This is a genomic window from Colwellia sp. (assembly GCF_013214175.1).
In the GTDB taxonomy this organism is placed as follows: Bacteria; Pseudomonadota; Gammaproteobacteria; order Enterobacterales; family Alteromonadaceae; genus Colwellia.
Genome location: NZ_JABSPA010000011.1, coordinates 116,481 through 133,274, shown reverse-complemented (window position 1 = coordinate 133,274; position 16,794 = coordinate 116,481). Strand labels below are relative to the sequence as shown.

Sequence of the window (16,794 nt, the reverse complement as noted above, 5' to 3'; positions counted from 1 at the left end):
GTTATCCCTGTTGGACAGTACTATACTGGCGTGATGAACTACTTGCTGTTTGTTATGGACCATGATGTCAGTAACCCAACCGGCGATAGTCGTTTTAGTAATGTTCAAGTCTATGAAGCAATACAGCTGCCTTCACCAGCCACTATAACCTCCTCACCCACCTCAGTGGCAACCATCGATGTGCCCTATAGCTATGACAGTGACAGTATGGTCGAAGCCTCAGGTACCGCACCAATTACCTTTAGCCTCAGCCAATTTCCTAGTGGCATGACGATAACGCCTTCAGGGCTAGTCAGCTGGACACCTAACAGTAGCCAAGAAGGTGATCACCCTATCGAAATTATGGCCACTAATACACAAGGCAGTGATGTGCAAAATTATTCGATAACGGTTTCAACGGCCAGTAATAATCCACAGATTGATTTTAATAATCATACTTTAGGCGGTTTTGACTCACAAGATGGCGACGGTAGCGTGACAATAGAAGGTAATGGCAAAACCTTACATTTAACCGGAAATCGCTGGCAACAGATTAATTTCCCCTACACGGTTACCCCAGACACAATAGTAGAATTCGACTTTGCCAGTAACGTGCAAGGTGAAATTCATGCGATTGGTTTTGAAAATGACCTTACCTTAAGTCTCAATAGGCTGTTTAAGTTATACGGAACACAATCAGTGGGTATTGTCGATTTTGATAACTATAGCGGTAATGGCAGTGTGCAGCATTATGTTATCCCTGTTGGACAGTACTATACTGGCGTGATGAACTACTTGCTGTTTGTTATGGACCATGATGTCAGTAACCCGACTGGAGATAGTCGCTTTAGTAATGTTCAAGTGTATGAAAATTAGATAAATCTATTATGAACAATAATTATCTCTTCATGTTATTAACAATCGATTCAGCCTACTAGGCAACATTAGATATACTATGAGTCAAAAGTAGTTAAGCGGTATATGGTGACGTTTCTGTGATGTTTTTTAACCAATATATGCGTAAATAAAATTGCACTGTAGGTGCTACCAATGAAAGTGACATTTTTGGTTTTTACCTTTACGTTTTTTATTTGAAATTTGCTTTCTGTTTGTTAGTAGGATGTTCTATTTTTTTAAGTTTCAGGCAATTAATATGGCATCTAATTTATCCGTTATGGCTTGTTTTTTTATCTCCCTAATCGCTTTATTAATCCCTTTTTCATCGTTGGTTACGATGAAATATCTAAAGGTCGTCTGTAGATATCGAGTTGTGTTTTACTGGTATCAACACCGACGTTAATTTCATTTTGATTATTTTTTCTATTCCTAATACGCGGACTCTGCCTTGCTAATTCGGCCTCGAGGGCCAGTTGATTATCCGAGTTTAGTGCTTGGGTTTTTATACGGCGTTCGTACTTGTTATCGGTGAGCCAGCCTATCATCGAAATACAGCATGAAATGGCTTTGGTAGCAGCCAAATCTTGGGCCTCACATTACCCGAAACTGGTTTAAATAATAATTTTTTATGGCTTTATTATCGATACAAGCCGATCAAAGTGGACAAATAACAGCTTGGCTTTTATTGGGGCGTTATCGATACAAAATATAATCTTAATCAGACTTACCTTCACATGCTAAACTTCTACTTTGTGGTAAAGTGAGCCTTAATTTTTCTTCGTATATATTCTAATGAATAAATCATGTCACATTACAGAGAAGTCTTAGTAACAAACATCAACCAGTTGACTAAGCAGGTTGATCCTATGAAAAAACTGGATTGACAATGTTATTAGAGCGGTCATTACTGATACTGCCAATCTATATCCTAAGTTTGACCAATATTATAACTTTGTAGTTTCTAATACTTTGAAATTATGGGATATTAATCAAAAATCATTAAATGTTATGGAACTGATATTCCAGTGCCGTATTCATAATAAGCTTATATGTTTTTATATCCGACACCAATACTGTAAACATTCAAGGCGGGTCTTATGTCAAAGAAATATAAAAATTTTACCGAGTTTTATCCGTTTTACCTAAGTCAGCATACTAACCAGATATGTCGTCGACTTCATTTTGTTGGTTCTTGTATAATTCTATTGTTAATTTTTTATGTTGCAGTGTTCGGAGGGCTATATTTATTGTTGTTCATGCCTTTGATTGGCTATGGTTTCGCTTGGATCGGACATTTTATATTTGAAAAAAATAGACCTGCTACTTTTGTATATCCAATATACAGCTTTATAGGTGACTGGGTTATGTTTAGGGATATCGTAATAGGTAAAATTAAGTTCTAACTACAGTTGCGTAATCCGCATATAATAAGCCGTTTAAGAAGGGCAAAGTAATAGTTTGTTTTGCTCCTTCGTCGTTTATTTAATTAATGATTGATTTGCCGTTTATGGCGGCTTTATGAGAATTACATATGAGCATTAATCTCCGTCCGCTAACTCAATATGACCATAACTACGCAAAAGTTATCGATCTGTATAAGAGTGCGTTTACCACCGCTCAACATATTCCTACCTGGTTTCTTAGGTTTAAACTGAGAAAAGGTAAGGTTGGCTTTAACGTTCTTTATGCAAATGATACATGGATTGGCCTCATTTATACCACTGAGTATTTAGACATTGTATTGGTACACTTTTTAGCTATATCGGAATCCTGCCGCTCAGGTGGATATGGCAGTAAAGTAATGGATTCGTTGAAAGTTACGCACTCCGGAAAAAGAATTGTACTGAACATTGAACAGCTTGATAAGAAAGAAAAAAATTACCCGCAAAGAGTCAAGCGTAAAGGTTTTTATGAAAAAAACGGCTTCTGCTCATCAGGGTATATTGTGAAAGAGCCTGGAGAGAAGCTTGAGATGCTTATATTTGGTGGCAGTATCAGTAAAAGAGAAATAGAAGCAATGTACAAGAACCTTTTTGGTAGTATTATTGGCTTCTTACTTAGGCCTAAAGTCATAAGCATATGAAGTAATACGTCTGGCAGGTACTTCATAACTAACAGTTTAATGTGCACAAAAAGGAGTTGTCATGTCGGTAGGTATGAGCCTAGCATGGCGAGCTAAACAGCCGAAGAAAAAACGCTGTGACAGGTGTGAATTATATTACCCAGAATCATTAGAACAATGTGACCATTGCACTGGACTTAATAGCACTCAATTAGCGCAACTCAAGGCCCAGCATCAAGAAACACTCAAAGATAATTCTACTTTTGGTAAATATCTATTATTTTCTGCTGCAATTATAGGTTTACTATTGTTGCTCAGTTTTTTATAGTCAACTTATCAGTGTCTTACCCATGACAAAAAGTCTATTAACGTGAGCGTTATAAAGCCTAAGGGATTATCGTGCAACTCTCGGATGAAAGAATAAAGCTATCGCCACTTGGTGAATCGGATTTTGAGTTTTTTATAGAAATATTAACTTGCTCAAAAATCATGAAGCATGTATCTAAAACACTTACCTATGATGAAGCAAAAAAAGCATTTGAAATTAGGTCGCGACCATGGAATATAAAAAGTGATGGATGGTGTACATTGCCCATCACTGACATAGCATGTGGTGACAAAATTGGCTGGATTGCACTTAAAATACTGAACCATGAGACTAAAACTGCAGAAGTTGGTTTTATTTTGAAGAGTGACGTTCAAAGACGAGGTATAACTAGTAGTGCATTGAAGCTACTTAAAAATTATGCATTTAAGGAGTTACAGCTAAATAAATTAGTAGCATTTTGTTCTGTTCACAATGCCGCGTCATATTGCGTATTAGAAAAGTTAGGCTTTATTCGAGAAGGTTGTTTTAAGGAACATATATTAATTAATAATCAATACATAGATTCTTATGCATACGGTTTGTGCAAATCGGCTTTATAACAACACGCCCTGAGGTGGACAATTATTAAAATATTGCTCCGTCGTTGCTTATATAACTTACTATTTTTAGCCTCACAATTAGGCATTGGTTCCAAGAGGAATTAAGTTGAATAATTATTTCGAAAGCCCTTTTGTGGGTAAGTCTCTGAAAGAGCAAGTGACGAATCCAAATATCATAGTAGGTGAGCACAGTTACTACTCTGGATATTATCATAATCATAGCTTCGATGATTGTGCGCGTTATTTGCTCGCTGACAGGACAGATATTGATAAGTTAATTATCGGTAGTTACTGTTCAATCGGTTCGGGCGCTGTGTTTATGATGGCAGGTAATCAAGGGCATCAAAATAATTGGGTCAGTACATTTCCATTCTTCTATCAAGACAATGAAAACTTTTCTGACGCTCAAGATGGTTTTGTCAGTTCGGGTGATACTGTTATTGGTAACGATGTGTGGATTGGCACAGAAGCCATGATTATGAGCGGCGTATCAGTGGGGGATGGTGCCATTATCGCAAGTCGTGCCGTCGTCACTAAAGATGTTGCGCCATATTCAATTGTAGGTTCTAACCCGGCAAAACATATCCGCTACAGATTCACTGAAGGTGAAATGTCTCAGCTATTGGAAATGAAATGGTGGGAGTGGAGTGATCAAAAAATTAAGGGTGCAATGAGCTTAATGTGCTCTTCTAATATCGATGGTCTTTATGATTATTGGAAAACGTTAGTACGCTTATAGCAATCTGTTTTAAGCTGACAGCCAACGCGTGGCATTTTTTACTCTAGATAATTTAGTGATTATGGTGCGTTACTGAAGGTTCAGGTTTGCGTTGGTCTACACCTTAATAGGACTATATGAATATTTCTAAATCTGTCAATGTTGCTATTTACTCTGGTTTGATTGCCATGATTATAGGGTTAGTTGCATTTACTCTAAGCTGGAATTTATGGGCTATTTTTGGTGGGTCATTACCAGGATATCAAATATTTCTATTTCCTGGAAACTTAACACTTACTTACTTTTGGCACCCAATATTTACTGAGGAAGTTAATTTTTGGCCAAAGCTATTCATGTTATTGTTTGGCCAGTTCATTGTAGTTACCAGTTGTGTCGCTGTGATTACCTGTTTAAAAAAACTCTTTGGAACAAAGCTTCAGAACAAGAAAAAAAATCAGGACAAATAACCGTTTTTTTTCTCCTGCGTCGCTATTTTAGCAACTTATTATCGTGTCATTAAGTGGGAGTTAGCTTCAGGAAGAAGTATTAGTTCTAATCACAAGCCAATCTGTCCAATTAGCTGTAATAGCTAACGGTAGCTATTCCGACAATTAGTCATGAGGCTAGGTGGTGTTAAGAACAGAAAAAGTGCCAGAGCGAGTTCTTGTATGTACTCATATTTTGTTTTAAGCTTTGCCGCTATACAACACACTCATTCTTAAATACAAAATTAAAATGTAGCTAGACACTTAGACTTAATTACGGAACTGATGTAAGGACACACGAATTTCATGACTGCACGCAGAATTAAATTTTCGATTTTATTCATAATTTTGATCACTTGCTTAACCACATTTCTCTTAAACTTTACTGATGGCGCATCAATACAAGCTTCGCCGAATATTGAAGTTAGCTCTGCAACTAATCAAACCCTTAAAACACCAGTCAACGCTGAAGAGATCATTAGCACTGCTATAGTCACTGCAATAGAAGGTACTGACACTCAAAAAGGTCAAATGGTCGTTATGCATAGACCTAACTGGAAGTTTGCTGAAAACTTAGTCGTTCAGCTCGAAAAGCTTATTAGCGCTGCAGAAAATGGAGATAATGAAGCAAGTTATATTCTCTCTATGAATCTTAGGTATTGTTTTAGCAGTCCTATCGATGACATTGCACTTGAGCAGAAGCTAGAGCAAGTTTATGAATTTAGTGATAGCGAAGTCGCTGTGGCTAGGATTACAGAAAAATATCAGTACTGTGCGGGCATTGAGCAAAAACAACGTACGCAGTTTTATAGTTACTCAGCAGCAGCGGCAAATAATGGTTACGTAGCCGCACAGGAAGTTATTGGTAGAACCACTGCAGAGTTCTTTATGGAGTCCCAGGGTTACCAAGATCTTGAACGAGAAGAGTTTATAATAATGCGCGACAACTTTATTGAGCAGAAAGTTGGATTTTTGGAACGAGCAGCCCAACACGGCAGTATCAGCGCATTAGCCCGGCTTTCTGGTATGAACCGGTCACAAAAGCTTGGCGGAAATGGTTATGCTAAATCCTTTGCCTTTAATCATTTAATTCTTGAACTTACTCAGAGCAACAAAACCTATGACCGGTATTCGCGCTATCAACAAAAGCTGCACTCGCAGTTAACGTCAGAAGAAATTGAAAATGCATTTGCAATGTCTGCAGAGTGGTTAGCAATAATTAAAGCCAACGGTACCTTATATTCAATTGGAAATTAGTCTTGGTATGTTTTTATCAGCAGACGGTAATGACGTAACGGAGAGTGCTAGGTAGCCTAACTACCTAACGAACTAGCTGCAATGTCATCCTTTATCGCAGCTCCCCTTAGATATTAAGAGCCATATATCTGTAAGAAATTGAGATAACAGCGATAAAAAGCTTAAATAAATACTAATGTACCAAAGTGCTCAGGTCTATGATAATCAGGCTCAGGCACATCTATATTATTCCATACCGCGTATTGTGGCTCTGTTCTACCGCCACAACGATAGAAGTTAGCAAACCATTTATCTTTATTGACGTTTTCGCCAGTTAGTTGCTCGATAGCTGAGAAAGGTAGAGCTATTTCAACGATCCATTCTTTATCATCTTCAGTTTCGAATTTTACCGGACTGCTAATACTCGACTTACGCTGTATTAAGCTTGCCGCTTCTAGGCTGATAAATTGACGTTTATCACGGCCAGCACCATAAGCTAGGTGTAGCGTGCCGCAACAATTAACTTCTAAATTGACATAACTGCTGCCCAATACGCCAGACGGGCTGAAGAAAAACTCTACACAAGAATCTTGACAAATTAGCATATGATTTAGCTCAGATTGCTTGGCATAGCTGTAGTTGTCTTGGGCAATAATTTGTATGAATAAAGTGTCTTCAGTGGCGCTAAGTTTTACTTGTGTGTCTTGTTTAGCACCTGCTTGATACCAAGGGAAATTGTTAATGGCTATGGCAGTTATTGCTTGCCAATCTGGGCTAAAACTAGCTGCGTTGTGGATTGTAGCTGTTTTCTTAATAGTATATTGGCTCATGATGATCCCTTTAAAGTAAATCTTTAAGTTAACGCTATAAATGATGTCTTTACGTTAGTTGCTAGGTTACTTGCTGGATTGAGTAATGTTGAGCACTAATACACTATCCAAGGCGGTTAATTGCCACTGAATATTCAAATCATATAAGCTCATGCCATAAACCTTATCATCTGCTTTGCCTTGTTTATAGGCAGGGCGCGGATCTTGCCGTAAAACTTGCTCAATTAATAAGGCTAACTCCCCATATTGATTTTCTGCTTTTGCTTCAGGTGGAGTTTTAGCTATTACTTGGTATTGGGTTAAATCAGCTTGTGCTTGCTCACTAAACACTACGGATAAACCTGCTTCTGGTTGCTGTTGGGCAAACCCTGCGTTGGCATCAATAATGGCATCGGAATAGGGCACATAAGGTTTGATATCAACAATGGGAGTGCCGTGCAGTAAGTCTAACCCTGAAATATGTAATATAGTTTGTTTATTTATCGTGGTAACTTTATCAAGCTTGACTACGGACATGCCAATAGGATTTGGTCTAAAGGTGGAACGTGTCGCCAATACACCTGTTTTTACATTGCCACCAAGGCGTGGCGGCCGAACCAATGGTTTCCAGCCTTGGGCTTGTGTGCCATGAAAAACAAAAAGCAGCCATAAGTGGCTAAACTGCTCAATATCACGGACTAGCTCACTATTATTGGCGTCACCAATGAGCACAACTCTACCTTTGGCAGCACTGACTAAGTTCGGTTGACGCGGTATGGCAAACTTCTCTTGATAAGGTGACTCTATCAAAGCTATGGCATCAAATTTAAAAATCTTTAGCGGATGAGTGATATCACACGTTTTTGACATTTTATTGCTCTATTGGCTCATGAGGAGCCCCTAACTGATAGGCTTTACCGTAACAAACTACTTGTGCGACACAGTGCTTGGTTTCAATATCAACACAACTGGTAAAAATAACTGCATTAGCTTGTTGTTTGAAAGCCACTTGTCTTGCTTGGGTACGAGCGTTAATAACATCAGGTGGCGCAAGGTGTTGCTCTTTTTGGCAATCATCGCCTTCAACTAGACCTACATACTTAAAGCTTGACATAAATTCGCTTTCGTCATTAAAAATTTTAACCTTACTGGCACTAAAGTACTCTGTGGCATTATCTGGCTTAACGTTACTTTCAAAAGTGTAGTTACCAGTACAGCTTGCTATAGTTGGTATTACCATTAAAAGTGCTAGCACTTGTGTCGTTAATTGCTTAGTCATGTTTTTTTTCCTTGTCTTTAGCCATTTGGGAGAATTTTAATAGGCTTTTAGGCTGTTTACCCGCTATCCAGTAATGAAATAATTGCTCAATGGTATGATTCTTCTGCATCATCATAATCCAATTGCGCATGAAGATCTCAAAGGTATTGTCATTGGTATTAATGGCAAAAGCCATTGATATATCAGGTCTAGCGGGCTTGGGTACGATTACTGTGTATTCTGGGTTGATTAGCGTCCAAGCGGATGCCGTTGCTGCGCCGAATAACATAGCATCAATATTCTGGTACTCTTCTCTAAAAAATAACCTTGGCGTGGATATTTCCCATACCGTTGCTTTTTCAAAGTAACGACGAACAATATTCTCACTGTAAAAAATTTCAGGAATACCGATGATCAAATCATCGCGGGAAAAAATACTTTGCCAATCACTAAACTCTTTGCGGCGATCATCTTTCACCAGAAATGCCATCGACTGACTCGAGTACGGTACTGTAAGTGTATATTCCCTCATATTCTTTGGTGTTACGGGCATACCGGTAGTCATGTCTAAATAGCCGGAAGAAAGCAGTTCTTTTGCTTGGCTATGGAAAATGCGGACAAATTCGACTGATACACCTAAATCATCGGCTAATAAGTTAATGATCTCGATGTCAAAGCCGACCAGTTTTCCTTCATGGTTATGAAAAGTGTACGGTAAGTCATCACGAAAATACCCAACACGAATAAAACCGCGTTGTTTTACTCGGTCTAAGACGTTGTTTTTTTCAAAGATACTTCGGTCAGATAATTTAGGCTCAGTTAATACCTTAGCTTTAACATCGAGCATAACAAAGTCTCTTTCGATAAATTTATCATAACCTTGGTATTGGTAACTTATAGCATCGAAGGTAAAACGTAATGCAAGAAACGCCATGATAGAGATTAGTGGTAGCAGTAATAAGTAACCACTAAATGAACGCCACTTAAAGGTGAAGCTTCTCAACATACTGGCGGCAATAAGCAAGACTAAACAAATAGCAAAGATAACACTCAGCAGGGCATTAAGGCGGCCAACAATGATGTTTTCAGCGACTAAGAATAAATCGAACAATGAACCAGGGACATTAAAAAGTTCTAATAAACTAGGGATAGCAATGGTGGTGCTACCAAATAGTTGCGGGATACCGGCCACTAATAACTGCAGGTAATCACCACTATTGACTTGTGAGCCAGAAAACCAAGCGGCAAATAGGGTAAACAATAATGCCAACAGCTTGCCACCGACAGGTAAGCTAAAGCAGATAGGTACCATGATACTCGGCATATTACTGGCATCTTGTTTAGCGAGCTTATGACTATTGCTATTAGCTGAGCTTGGCATTTGTTCTATCAGTTGTTTTGCTTTTTCAACAATAATAGGGATAACTACAAAGAAGCTGCCGGTGGCAAATGCGGTGATCATCGCTTGGCGCGAGCTGGCCAATATTTGGCGATAGCTAAAGGGGGTAATGGTAGCAACAATGGCTGGCAGGATAATAAAGCTCAGTAAAAACACTAACACGGCAGCAGTCACTATATACACTTGTAAACCGTCTAACTGAGCGCTATCTACTGTGGAGGCGGCTCGCTGGGCTATACAAAATATCCCTATTGGCGCAAAGCGCATGACCATATTACTAACATTAACTACTGCACTGTTTAAGCCAGTTAATACCGCTAAGGTCCGTTTCTTCTCTTTCACCTTTATTAAACCAATACCAATAAAAATACTAAACAACACTACGCTGGGTATTAAGCCATTAGCTAAGGCATAAAAAGGATTGGTTGGGATAAATAATGAGATTATATCAAATTCTGGTGTTGTACTTATGGTATTAATACTATAAAAATCAGCACTCTGCCAGTCTGGAAAAGCGATGGGAGCAAGTAAGATAAATGCGAGTACTGCTGCTGATAAGCTCATTAAAATGAGCAGACTGATCTTTAAGGTTTTAGTGACTTTCGCTGGATTTAAGCCGCCAATACCGACAATAAGTGATAAGACAATATAGGGCAAAGCAGTCATCTGCAATAGCATTACAAAGGCATTGGCCAGTTCATCAACACCGCCATAAACTGTGCCTGATAGTGTGCCTAATGTTAAGCCGACTATCATGGCGAAAATGATGCTGACCGATAAAGGTATTTGACTAATTAAACGCTTCAATCTAGTTATCAATGTGCTTATTACCTTTAATTAAATGACTGTTAAATGAGAGATAGTACGCTATTTGTTCAGGAGCAGTTGCAGCTAAATGTTAATGTTTTTTTGGAGTAAGTGCTTTAGCAAGTAACAGTTGCAGATAAAAACCAAAAAAGGTATCAATACTATTGATACCTTTTTTAATGGTCATACCCGTTACCACTCAAGATGCATGTTTCAGAGTGCTTGAGTATTTTCAATTCAAGGCGCTGTGATGAGATAATGGTCATCCCTTATAAATCACAGCAACGAAGAAGTGAGCTTACTCAAGCGCTTCTGCGATGTGTTTTAAATGACTTTATGCGGCGTTAAAGAACGTAAATATAGCTTGCTATGTTTACGTTCTTCTCCTTGCCTAAAGTCATTTAAACTCCCACTGAAATCGAGCACTTTGAATGATAACGGGTATAAAACTGATGTATTAAATAACTAATTTAAGTTATTTAACGCGCATGCCTGCTATCGCGCCATCGTCTGGATTTAATATCCATAAGTCTTTACCACCAGGGCCGGCAGCAAGTACCATGCCTTCAGACAGACCAAAACGCATTTTACGTGGTGCTAAGTTTGCTACCATTACCGTATGTTTGCCAATTAAGTCTTCTGGCTGGTAAGCTGATTTAATACCGGCAAATACTTGGCGTGTCTCTTTGCCTTCTTCATCTAAAGCTAAGGTTAATTTAAGTAACTTGTCTGCTTTTTCAACATGTTCAGCATTAACAATTTTAGCGATACGTAAATCAATTTTAGCAAAATCATCGAAGCTAATTTCTTCAGAGATAGGATCAGCTGCTAACGGATCTGCAAGTGCAGCAGAATTATCGACTACTTTACTTGGTTTAGCGGCTTTCTTTTTCTTGGTTGACTTCTTATCTTCTTCAGCGCCGGCTAAGCTATCTTTTGACGCTTCAGTCATCGCATTAACTTTATCCATATCAACACGTTGTAATAACGCTTTAAACTTGTTGATTTTATGATCTGTTAATAATGTTTTATGACCTTCCCACGTTAGCTCATCATTTAAGAATGCAGCCGTGCAATCGGCAAGTACAGGAAGTACCGGCTTTAGGTAAATCATTAGTGTGCGGAACATGTTAATACCAAGCGAGCAAATATCTTGCACTTCTTGTTGCTTAGTTTCGTCTTTAACTAACTGCCACGGTTCTTTCACCGCGATATATTCATTTACTTTATCAGCTAGTGCCATGATTTCACGCATACCACGACCAAAATCACGCGCTTCATAATGGGCAGCAATGCTATCACCGGCAGCCATTACTTCATCAGCTAATTCTTGATTATCAATGTTAGTTGATAACATGCCATCAAAACGTTTATAAATAAAGCTAGCACAGCGTGAGGCGATATTAACCACTTTACCCACTAAATCAGAATTTACACGTTGGACAAAATCTTCAAGATTTAAATCTAAATCATCAATTTTGTGTGTCAGTTTAGTTGCGTAGTAATAACGTAAGTATTCCGGGTTTAAATGCGCTAAATAGGTATTGGCTTTAATAAAAGTACCTTTTGATTTAGACATTTTTTCGCCGTTCACGGTAACAAAACCATGAGCGAAAACAGCCGTAGGTTTGCGGAAATCCGCGCCTTCTAACATGGCAGGCCAAAATAAGCTGTGGAAATTAATAATGTCTTTACCGATAAAGTGATAAAGCTCGGCATCGGAGTCTTTATTCCAATAGCTGTCAAAGTCGATATTTTCTTTATCACATAAGTTTTTAAAGCTGCCCATGTAACCACACGGTGCATCTAACCAGACGTAGAAAAACTTACCTGGAGCATTGGGTATTTCAAAACCAAAATAAGGCGCGTCTCGGCTGATATCCCACTGTTTTAAACCTTGCTCGAACCATTCATTTAGTTTATTAGCCACTTCTTCTTGTAGGGTACCAGAGCGAATCCAGTCTGCTAACATGGTTTCAAAAGCAGGTAAATCGAAGAAGTAATGCTCTGAATCTTTTAATATCGGGGTAGCGCCTGAAATAGCAGAACGTGGGTTTAGTACTTCTGTTGGTGAATAAGTAGCACCACAGTTGTCACAGCTATCACCGTTTTCATCTTCACTTTTACATTTTGGGCAAGTGCCTTTAATAAAACGGTCAGCCAAGAACATGCCTTTTTCAGGATCATATAACTGAGAAATAACACGGGTTTTAATATGGCCCTTCGCATGTAAACGGTTGTATATCTCTTCTGAGAAGGCTTTGTTTTCATCACTGTGGGTTGTATGGTAATTATCAAAACTGATGTGAAAATCACTAAAGTCTTTAATACGCTCTTCACGCACACCCTTGATCATTTCTTCCGGTGTTATGCCTAGCTCTTGCGCTTTTAGCATAATCGGTGTGCCGTGAGCATCATCAGCACAGACAAAATAGGTTTCATGTCCACGCATTCGTTGAAAACGTACCCAAATATCGGTTTGAATGTGCTCTAGCATATGCCCTAAATGGATAGAACCATTGGCATATGGCAGGGCGCAAGTAACAAGGATTTTACGCTTTTGTTGTAAAGCGTTTTGTGATGATTGCGCAGTAATGTTTGCTGTAGCTTCAGATAAAGTAGTGTCAGACATGAAAAATAGTTGTTTTTGATGGTAATAATGTCGGCAATAGTACAGAATTTAGCGATGATTTTCATTAGTTGAATGCAACTAATTTCTCTATTTCTCATATAAAGGCTGCTAAGTTCCCATGTTTAGTAAAACGTTGAGTAAATTATTCTCAAAAAAAACCAGTAAAACAGTGACAAAAACCGGTGACGAAACCGTTAATGACAGTGATATTGAACCGCTTATTAGAGAAACCTTAAGCCATTATGTTTCTGATAATTTCCCCCAAGGTCTCCTCGCTGTTTGTCATCAGCTAGCCATTGAAGTACAGCAGGCTATTACTATCAATTTAACCATGCCATTTGTTTGCCAAGGTGAATTAGATTTAATTGCCGAAACGCTAAGTGAACATTTATCTAAAACCGTTACTTTTAGAATCCAGCTTGATATTAAGCCTGTGCGTCAGTTTACGCTTGGTAAAGTAAAAGGGACTAGTGTCCAAGGCTCTTTACCTCAAGGAAGGGTTGCCAATATTATCGCCATTGCATCAGGTAAGGGTGGGGTAGGTAAATCAACTACTACGGTTAACCTTGCTTATGCCTTAATGGCTGAGGGCGCTAAAGTTGGCATTTTAGATGCTGATATATATGGCCCGTCAATACCTGCCATGCTTGGTCTTAAAAATGAAAAGCCTAGCTCGAGTGATGGCAAGCTGATGACGCCGCTTAATGCCAATGGCATAAGTGCTATGTCGATTGGTTTTTTAGTCGATGAAGCCGATGCCACCGTTTGGCGTGGACCAATGGCAAGCTCTGCTTTCAATCAACTGTTAAATGAAACAGATTGGCCAGAGCTCGATTACTTATTAATAGATATGCCACCGGGTACCGGGGATATTCAACTGACCTTGGCGCAAAAGGTGCCAGTGGCCGCTGCTGTAATAGTAACGACACCACAAGATATCGCCTTAATTGATGCTGTTAAAGGTATCGCCATGTTCGATAAGGTTAAGGTACCGGTATTAGGTATTGTTGAAAACATGAGTTATCACCTCTGTGAAAACTGTGGTCATAAAAGTCATATATTTGGTGAAGCCGGTGGTGAACACATGGCAGAGGATCAACAAAGTAAGTTATTAGGGCAATTACCTTTAGATATTACCATTCGACAGGACGCTGATTTGGGCGAATCAGACGTTTTTGAAAATAGCGCTGGTGAAATAGCCAGTCATTACCGTAAAATAGCCCGTAATATTTCGGCGCAGTTATTTTTACAGTGTGATAATTCCAGCCCGTTAACAGCAACAGTAGCAACAAAAGCTTAAGTGCAACTTTAACCGCAAATAAGGTCAATAAAAGCCATTATGAGATTAAGTGATAAAGATATAGAACAATGCCTTGATGAGGGAAAGATAATTATCGAGCCAAAACCAGAGACTTCGATGATCTCTGGTGTCAGTGTCGATATTCGTTTAGGCAATGAATTTAGAGTTTTTCAAGACCATACCGCACCTTATATTGATTTAAGTGCACCAAAAGCTGAAGTTCAAAAGGCAATGAACTCTATCATGAGTGATGAAATTTATATTGCTGATGGTGATGCTTTCTTTTTACACCCAGGCGAATTAGCCTTGGCAGTGACTTATGAATCAGTAACACTGCCTGACAATATCGTTGGTTGGCTTGATGGCCGTTCATCATTAGCACGCTTAGGGCTAATGGTACATGTAACAGCTCATCGCATCGATCCCGGTTGGTCTGGTCAAATAGTGCTAGAGTTTTATAACAGTGGTAAATTGCCGTTAGCGCTACGTCCAAAAATGAAAATAGCCGCATTAAACTTTGAGACCATGTCATCAAGTGCCGCACGTCCATATAACAAACGTGAAGATGCAAAATATAAAGATCAAAAAGGTGCGGTGGCGAGTCGTATCAGCGAAGATGATACTATTTAGATAAATTATAAATGTTACTGACTAATTAACTTATTTAAGTAACTAGTCAGCATCAGCATAAGAAATAGCGAGCTTTCAGCTCGCTATTTCTATTTTAGCGGTATTAGAAAATTGCTTTACACAGGTTTCTAAGGCGTGAATGAGTTTCTCATTGTCATGGTGATGGGCCACTTTATTGTGGCTCAGGTCTTGGCAAATTACATTTACCCGGTCCGAATGTATATGCTCATCTTGACAAATAACACTGTCAATTGGCAAACAACCAATATTATCTTCAATCCAGTTAAGCTTTTCATCTAAGGTTAATTTAGCGGCAGGGCTGTTCTCTGCGACTATATTATCAATGAAAACACAATGCCCCTTACGTTTATCTAGTGCTTTGGCGATATCGCGTACTAAAAGTGGTGGCACGACACTCGTTAAGAAGCTACCCGGACCTAAAATAATAAGGTCAGCATTATTAATGGCATCAATACAGGGCTGCACAGACTTAACTAACGGCGCTAACATCAAATCCTTTGGCATTATTGGCATTTCATCAACAGACAGCTCACCGAGACGACATCGCCCCTCAGGATAGAAAGCCATTAAATCGGTTGGTGTTTCAGACATGGGCAATACTTGCGTTTTTACTCGCAATAAACGACGCACAAGCTTAATAGAGTCCATTGGGCTTGATTGCACTTTTCCTAAGCCGTATAGGATTAAGTTACCAAGGTTATGACCACCGAGTTCATCTTCACCTTCAAAACGAAAATTAAATAATTGACTACCAATAGAGTTCTCGTCAACTAATTGCGTTAAGCAATTACGTAAATCGCCCCAAGCTATAGTACTGCTTCTCTTTCTTAAACGGCCAGTTGAACCGCCGTTGTCTGTTGTGGTGACAATTCCAGTGAGTTGGTGTCCCATAAATGAGAGGGTAGAGAGGACACGACCTAAACCGTGTCCGCCGCCAATGGCGACTATGTTAAGTTTTTTGAGCTGCATACGGTTTACTACTTTCGTTATTGTATGGCGGAGTTATATAAACCATACCGTTAAATAGCACAAAGATAAAGAAACGAACGTTTACTCTATATAAGAACTAGATATCAGATGATGGAATAGGGTGGCTAACAGGTATTAAGGAAGGGCAGTAATGTTTAGCTGTTATATGTGGCTATTAATTACACAGCCATTACAGTGAGTTAGTTGAAATTAGACGATAATTGAGCATCTTGCTCATTATGCGATCAGTTAAAGCAATTCTTGCTAAATAAATGCTTTTTTTTACAAATAAGTGTTGACAGTTTATCGGCTGCTGCTCATAATGCGCCTCGTTTTCAGCAAGTGTTAGGTCCACTGGTTGAGAACATAATTTGATGACTATTAGGCCAGTTATTAAATTGCTCGAATATTTCGGGGCTATAGCTCAGCTGGGAGAGCGCTTCGCTGGCAGCGAAGAGGTCTGCGGTTCGATCCCGCATAGCTCCACCATATTAGGTTTTTTGTTTAGGTTAACTCTTTGAGTTTTCATTTACAGGGAATAGATAGTTTAGTTAGTTTGTTAATATTATTTATAATGTAAACGCTAATTTGTGTCCCTATCGTCTAGAGGCCTAGGACACCGCCCTTTCACGGCGGTAACAGGGGTTCGAATCCCCTTAGGGATG

The 16,794-nt window shown here is 39.0% G+C and carries 16 protein-coding genes, 2 tRNA genes and 1 pseudogene; 12 read left to right on the top strand and 7 right to left on the bottom strand.

The window, feature by feature from the left end:
• Positions 1 to 855: putative Ig domain-containing protein (locus HRT55_RS19870; protein WP_291624073.1), on the top strand; the 855-nt coding region annotated here is incomplete at its 5' end.
• A 306-nt stretch (positions 856 to 1,161) separates the two neighbouring features.
• Here the strand turns inward: HRT55_RS19870 and HRT55_RS19865 are convergent.
• Positions 1,162 to 1,310 (bottom strand): annotated as a pseudogene (locus tag HRT55_RS19865) (IS110 family transposase); the annotation flags it as partial.
• 663 nt (positions 1,311 to 1,973) lie between these two features.
• Between HRT55_RS19865 and HRT55_RS19860 the strand changes: the two are divergent.
• From HRT55_RS19860 to HRT55_RS19830, 7 genes are all read left to right on the top strand, one after another.
• Positions 1,974 to 2,279 carry an Mpo1-like protein gene (locus HRT55_RS19860; RefSeq protein ID WP_291624071.1) on the top strand — a complete coding sequence of 102 codons (306 nt, stop codon included), beginning with the start codon at positions 1,974 to 1,976 and terminating at the stop codon, positions 2,277 to 2,279.
• Between the two features lie 128 nt (positions 2,280 to 2,407).
• Positions 2,408 to 2,959: a GNAT family N-acetyltransferase gene (locus HRT55_RS19855; RefSeq protein WP_291624069.1), complete on the top strand. Its 552-nt coding sequence runs from the start codon at positions 2,408 to 2,410 to the stop codon at positions 2,957 to 2,959.
• 61 nt (positions 2,960 to 3,020) lie between these two features.
• The gene (locus tag HRT55_RS19850) at positions 3,021 to 3,266 is read left to right on the top strand and encodes a hypothetical protein (RefSeq protein WP_291624067.1); all 246 of its coding nucleotides are present in this window, start codon (positions 3,021 to 3,023) and stop codon (positions 3,264 to 3,266) included.
• A gap of 71 nt (positions 3,267 to 3,337) precedes the next feature.
• Complete coding sequence (locus HRT55_RS19845) at positions 3,338 to 3,865, top strand: GNAT family protein (RefSeq protein WP_291624065.1); 528 nt, start codon at positions 3,338 to 3,340, stop codon at positions 3,863 to 3,865.
• Between the two features lie 106 nt (positions 3,866 to 3,971).
• Positions 3,972 to 4,604 (top strand): type B chloramphenicol O-acetyltransferase, encoded by a 633-nt coding sequence (catB, locus tag HRT55_RS19840; protein ID WP_291624064.1) that lies wholly within the window; start codon positions 3,972 to 3,974, stop codon positions 4,602 to 4,604.
• A 116-nt stretch (positions 4,605 to 4,720) separates the two neighbouring features.
• A complete protein-coding gene (locus HRT55_RS19835; RefSeq protein ID WP_291624062.1) occupies positions 4,721 to 5,050 on the top strand; it encodes a hypothetical protein in 330 nt (109 codons plus the stop codon).
• Between the two features lie 324 nt (positions 5,051 to 5,374).
• Positions 5,375 to 6,325: a hypothetical protein gene (locus tag HRT55_RS19830; protein ID WP_291624060.1), complete on the top strand. Its 951-nt coding sequence runs from the start codon at positions 5,375 to 5,377 to the stop codon at positions 6,323 to 6,325.
• A gap of 161 nt (positions 6,326 to 6,486) precedes the next feature.
• Here the strand turns inward: HRT55_RS19830 and HRT55_RS19825 are convergent, their stop codons facing one another.
• The 5 genes from HRT55_RS19825 to metG form a co-directional block, all read right to left on the bottom strand.
• Positions 6,487 to 7,134, bottom strand: a complete 648-nt coding sequence (locus HRT55_RS19825) for a carbohydrate-binding family 9-like protein (RefSeq protein WP_291624058.1) — start codon at positions 7,132 to 7,134, stop codon at positions 6,487 to 6,489.
• A 66-nt stretch (positions 7,135 to 7,200) separates the two neighbouring features.
• On the bottom strand, positions 7,201 to 7,983 hold the full coding sequence (tsaA, locus tag HRT55_RS19820) for a tRNA (N6-threonylcarbamoyladenosine(37)-N6)-methyltransferase TrmO (protein ID WP_291624056.1): 783 nt from the start codon (positions 7,981 to 7,983) through the stop codon (positions 7,201 to 7,203).
• 1 nt (position 7,984) lies between these two features.
• Complete coding sequence (gene rcsF / locus HRT55_RS19815; RefSeq protein ID WP_291624055.1) at positions 7,985 to 8,392, bottom strand: Rcs stress response system protein RcsF; 408 nt, start codon at positions 8,390 to 8,392, stop codon at positions 7,985 to 7,987.
• On the bottom strand, positions 8,385 to 10,589 hold the full coding sequence (locus tag HRT55_RS19810) for a cation:dicarboxylase symporter family transporter (RefSeq protein WP_291624054.1): 2,205 nt from the start codon (positions 10,587 to 10,589) through the stop codon (positions 8,385 to 8,387). The genes rcsF and HRT55_RS19810 overlap by 8 nt, the downstream gene beginning before the upstream one ends.
• Positions 10,590 to 11,052: 463 nt before the next feature.
• The gene (gene metG, locus HRT55_RS19805; protein WP_291624053.1) at positions 11,053 to 13,209 is read right to left on the bottom strand and encodes a methionine--tRNA ligase; all 2,157 of its coding nucleotides are present in this window, start codon (positions 13,207 to 13,209) and stop codon (positions 11,053 to 11,055) included.
• A gap of 118 nt (positions 13,210 to 13,327) precedes the next feature.
• Here metG and apbC point away from each other — a divergent pair, with 118 nt between their 5' ends.
• Positions 13,328 to 14,509 carry an iron-sulfur cluster carrier protein ApbC gene (gene apbC / locus HRT55_RS19800; RefSeq protein ID WP_291624052.1) on the top strand — a complete coding sequence of 394 codons (1,182 nt, stop codon included), beginning with the start codon at positions 13,328 to 13,330 and terminating at the stop codon, positions 14,507 to 14,509.
• A 39-nt stretch (positions 14,510 to 14,548) separates the two neighbouring features.
• The gene (dcd, locus tag HRT55_RS19795) at positions 14,549 to 15,139 is read left to right on the top strand and encodes a dCTP deaminase (protein WP_291624051.1); all 591 of its coding nucleotides are present in this window, start codon (positions 14,549 to 14,551) and stop codon (positions 15,137 to 15,139) included.
• Positions 15,140 to 15,214: 75 nt separating this feature from the next.
• Here the strand turns inward: dcd and yvcK are convergent, their stop codons facing one another.
• Entirely contained in the window at positions 15,215 to 16,129 is a 915-nt protein-coding gene (gene yvcK, locus HRT55_RS19790) for a gluconeogenesis factor YvcK family protein (RefSeq protein ID WP_291624050.1), read from the bottom strand.
• A 413-nt stretch (positions 16,130 to 16,542) separates the two neighbouring features.
• Here yvcK and HRT55_RS19785 point away from each other — a divergent pair.
• Positions 16,543 to 16,618: transfer RNA gene (locus HRT55_RS19785), tRNA-Ala, on the top strand.
• Between the two features lie 103 nt (positions 16,619 to 16,721).
• Positions 16,722 to 16,794 (top strand) — tRNA-Glu (locus HRT55_RS19780).

Excerpts from the sequence above, each read along its gene's own strand:
- HRT55_RS19825 (WP_291624058.1), bottom strand. The coding sequence starts at position 7,134 with ATGAGCCAATATACTATTAAGAAAACAGCTACAATCCACAACGCAGCT.
- yvcK (WP_291624050.1), bottom strand. The coding sequence starts at position 16,129 with ATGCAGCTCAAAAAACTTAACATAGTCGCCATTGGCGGCGGACACGGT.
- HRT55_RS19830 (WP_291624060.1), top strand. The coding sequence starts at position 5,375 with ATGACTGCACGCAGAATTAAATTTTCGATTTTATTCATAATTTTGATC.
- HRT55_RS19835 (WP_291624062.1), top strand. The coding sequence starts at position 4,721 with ATGAATATTTCTAAATCTGTCAATGTTGCTATTTACTCTGGTTTGATT.
- HRT55_RS19860 (WP_291624071.1), top strand. The coding sequence starts at position 1,974 with ATGTCAAAGAAATATAAAAATTTTACCGAGTTTTATCCGTTTTACCTA.
- HRT55_RS19855 (WP_291624069.1), top strand. The coding sequence starts at position 2,408 with ATGAGCATTAATCTCCGTCCGCTAACTCAATATGACCATAACTACGCA.
- rcsF (WP_291624055.1), bottom strand. The coding sequence starts at position 8,392 with ATGACTAAGCAATTAACGACACAAGTGCTAGCACTTTTAATGGTAATA.
- dcd (WP_291624051.1), top strand. The coding sequence starts at position 14,549 with ATGAGATTAAGTGATAAAGATATAGAACAATGCCTTGATGAGGGAAAG.
- HRT55_RS19850 (WP_291624067.1), top strand. The coding sequence starts at position 3,021 with ATGTCGGTAGGTATGAGCCTAGCATGGCGAGCTAAACAGCCGAAGAAA.
- metG (WP_291624053.1), bottom strand. The coding sequence starts at position 13,209 with ATGTCTGACACTACTTTATCTGAAGCTACAGCAAACATTACTGCGCAA.
- apbC (WP_291624052.1), top strand. The coding sequence starts at position 13,328 with ATGTTTAGTAAAACGTTGAGTAAATTATTCTCAAAAAAAACCAGTAAA.
- tsaA (WP_291624056.1), bottom strand. The coding sequence starts at position 7,983 with ATGTCAAAAACGTGTGATATCACTCATCCGCTAAAGATTTTTAAATTT.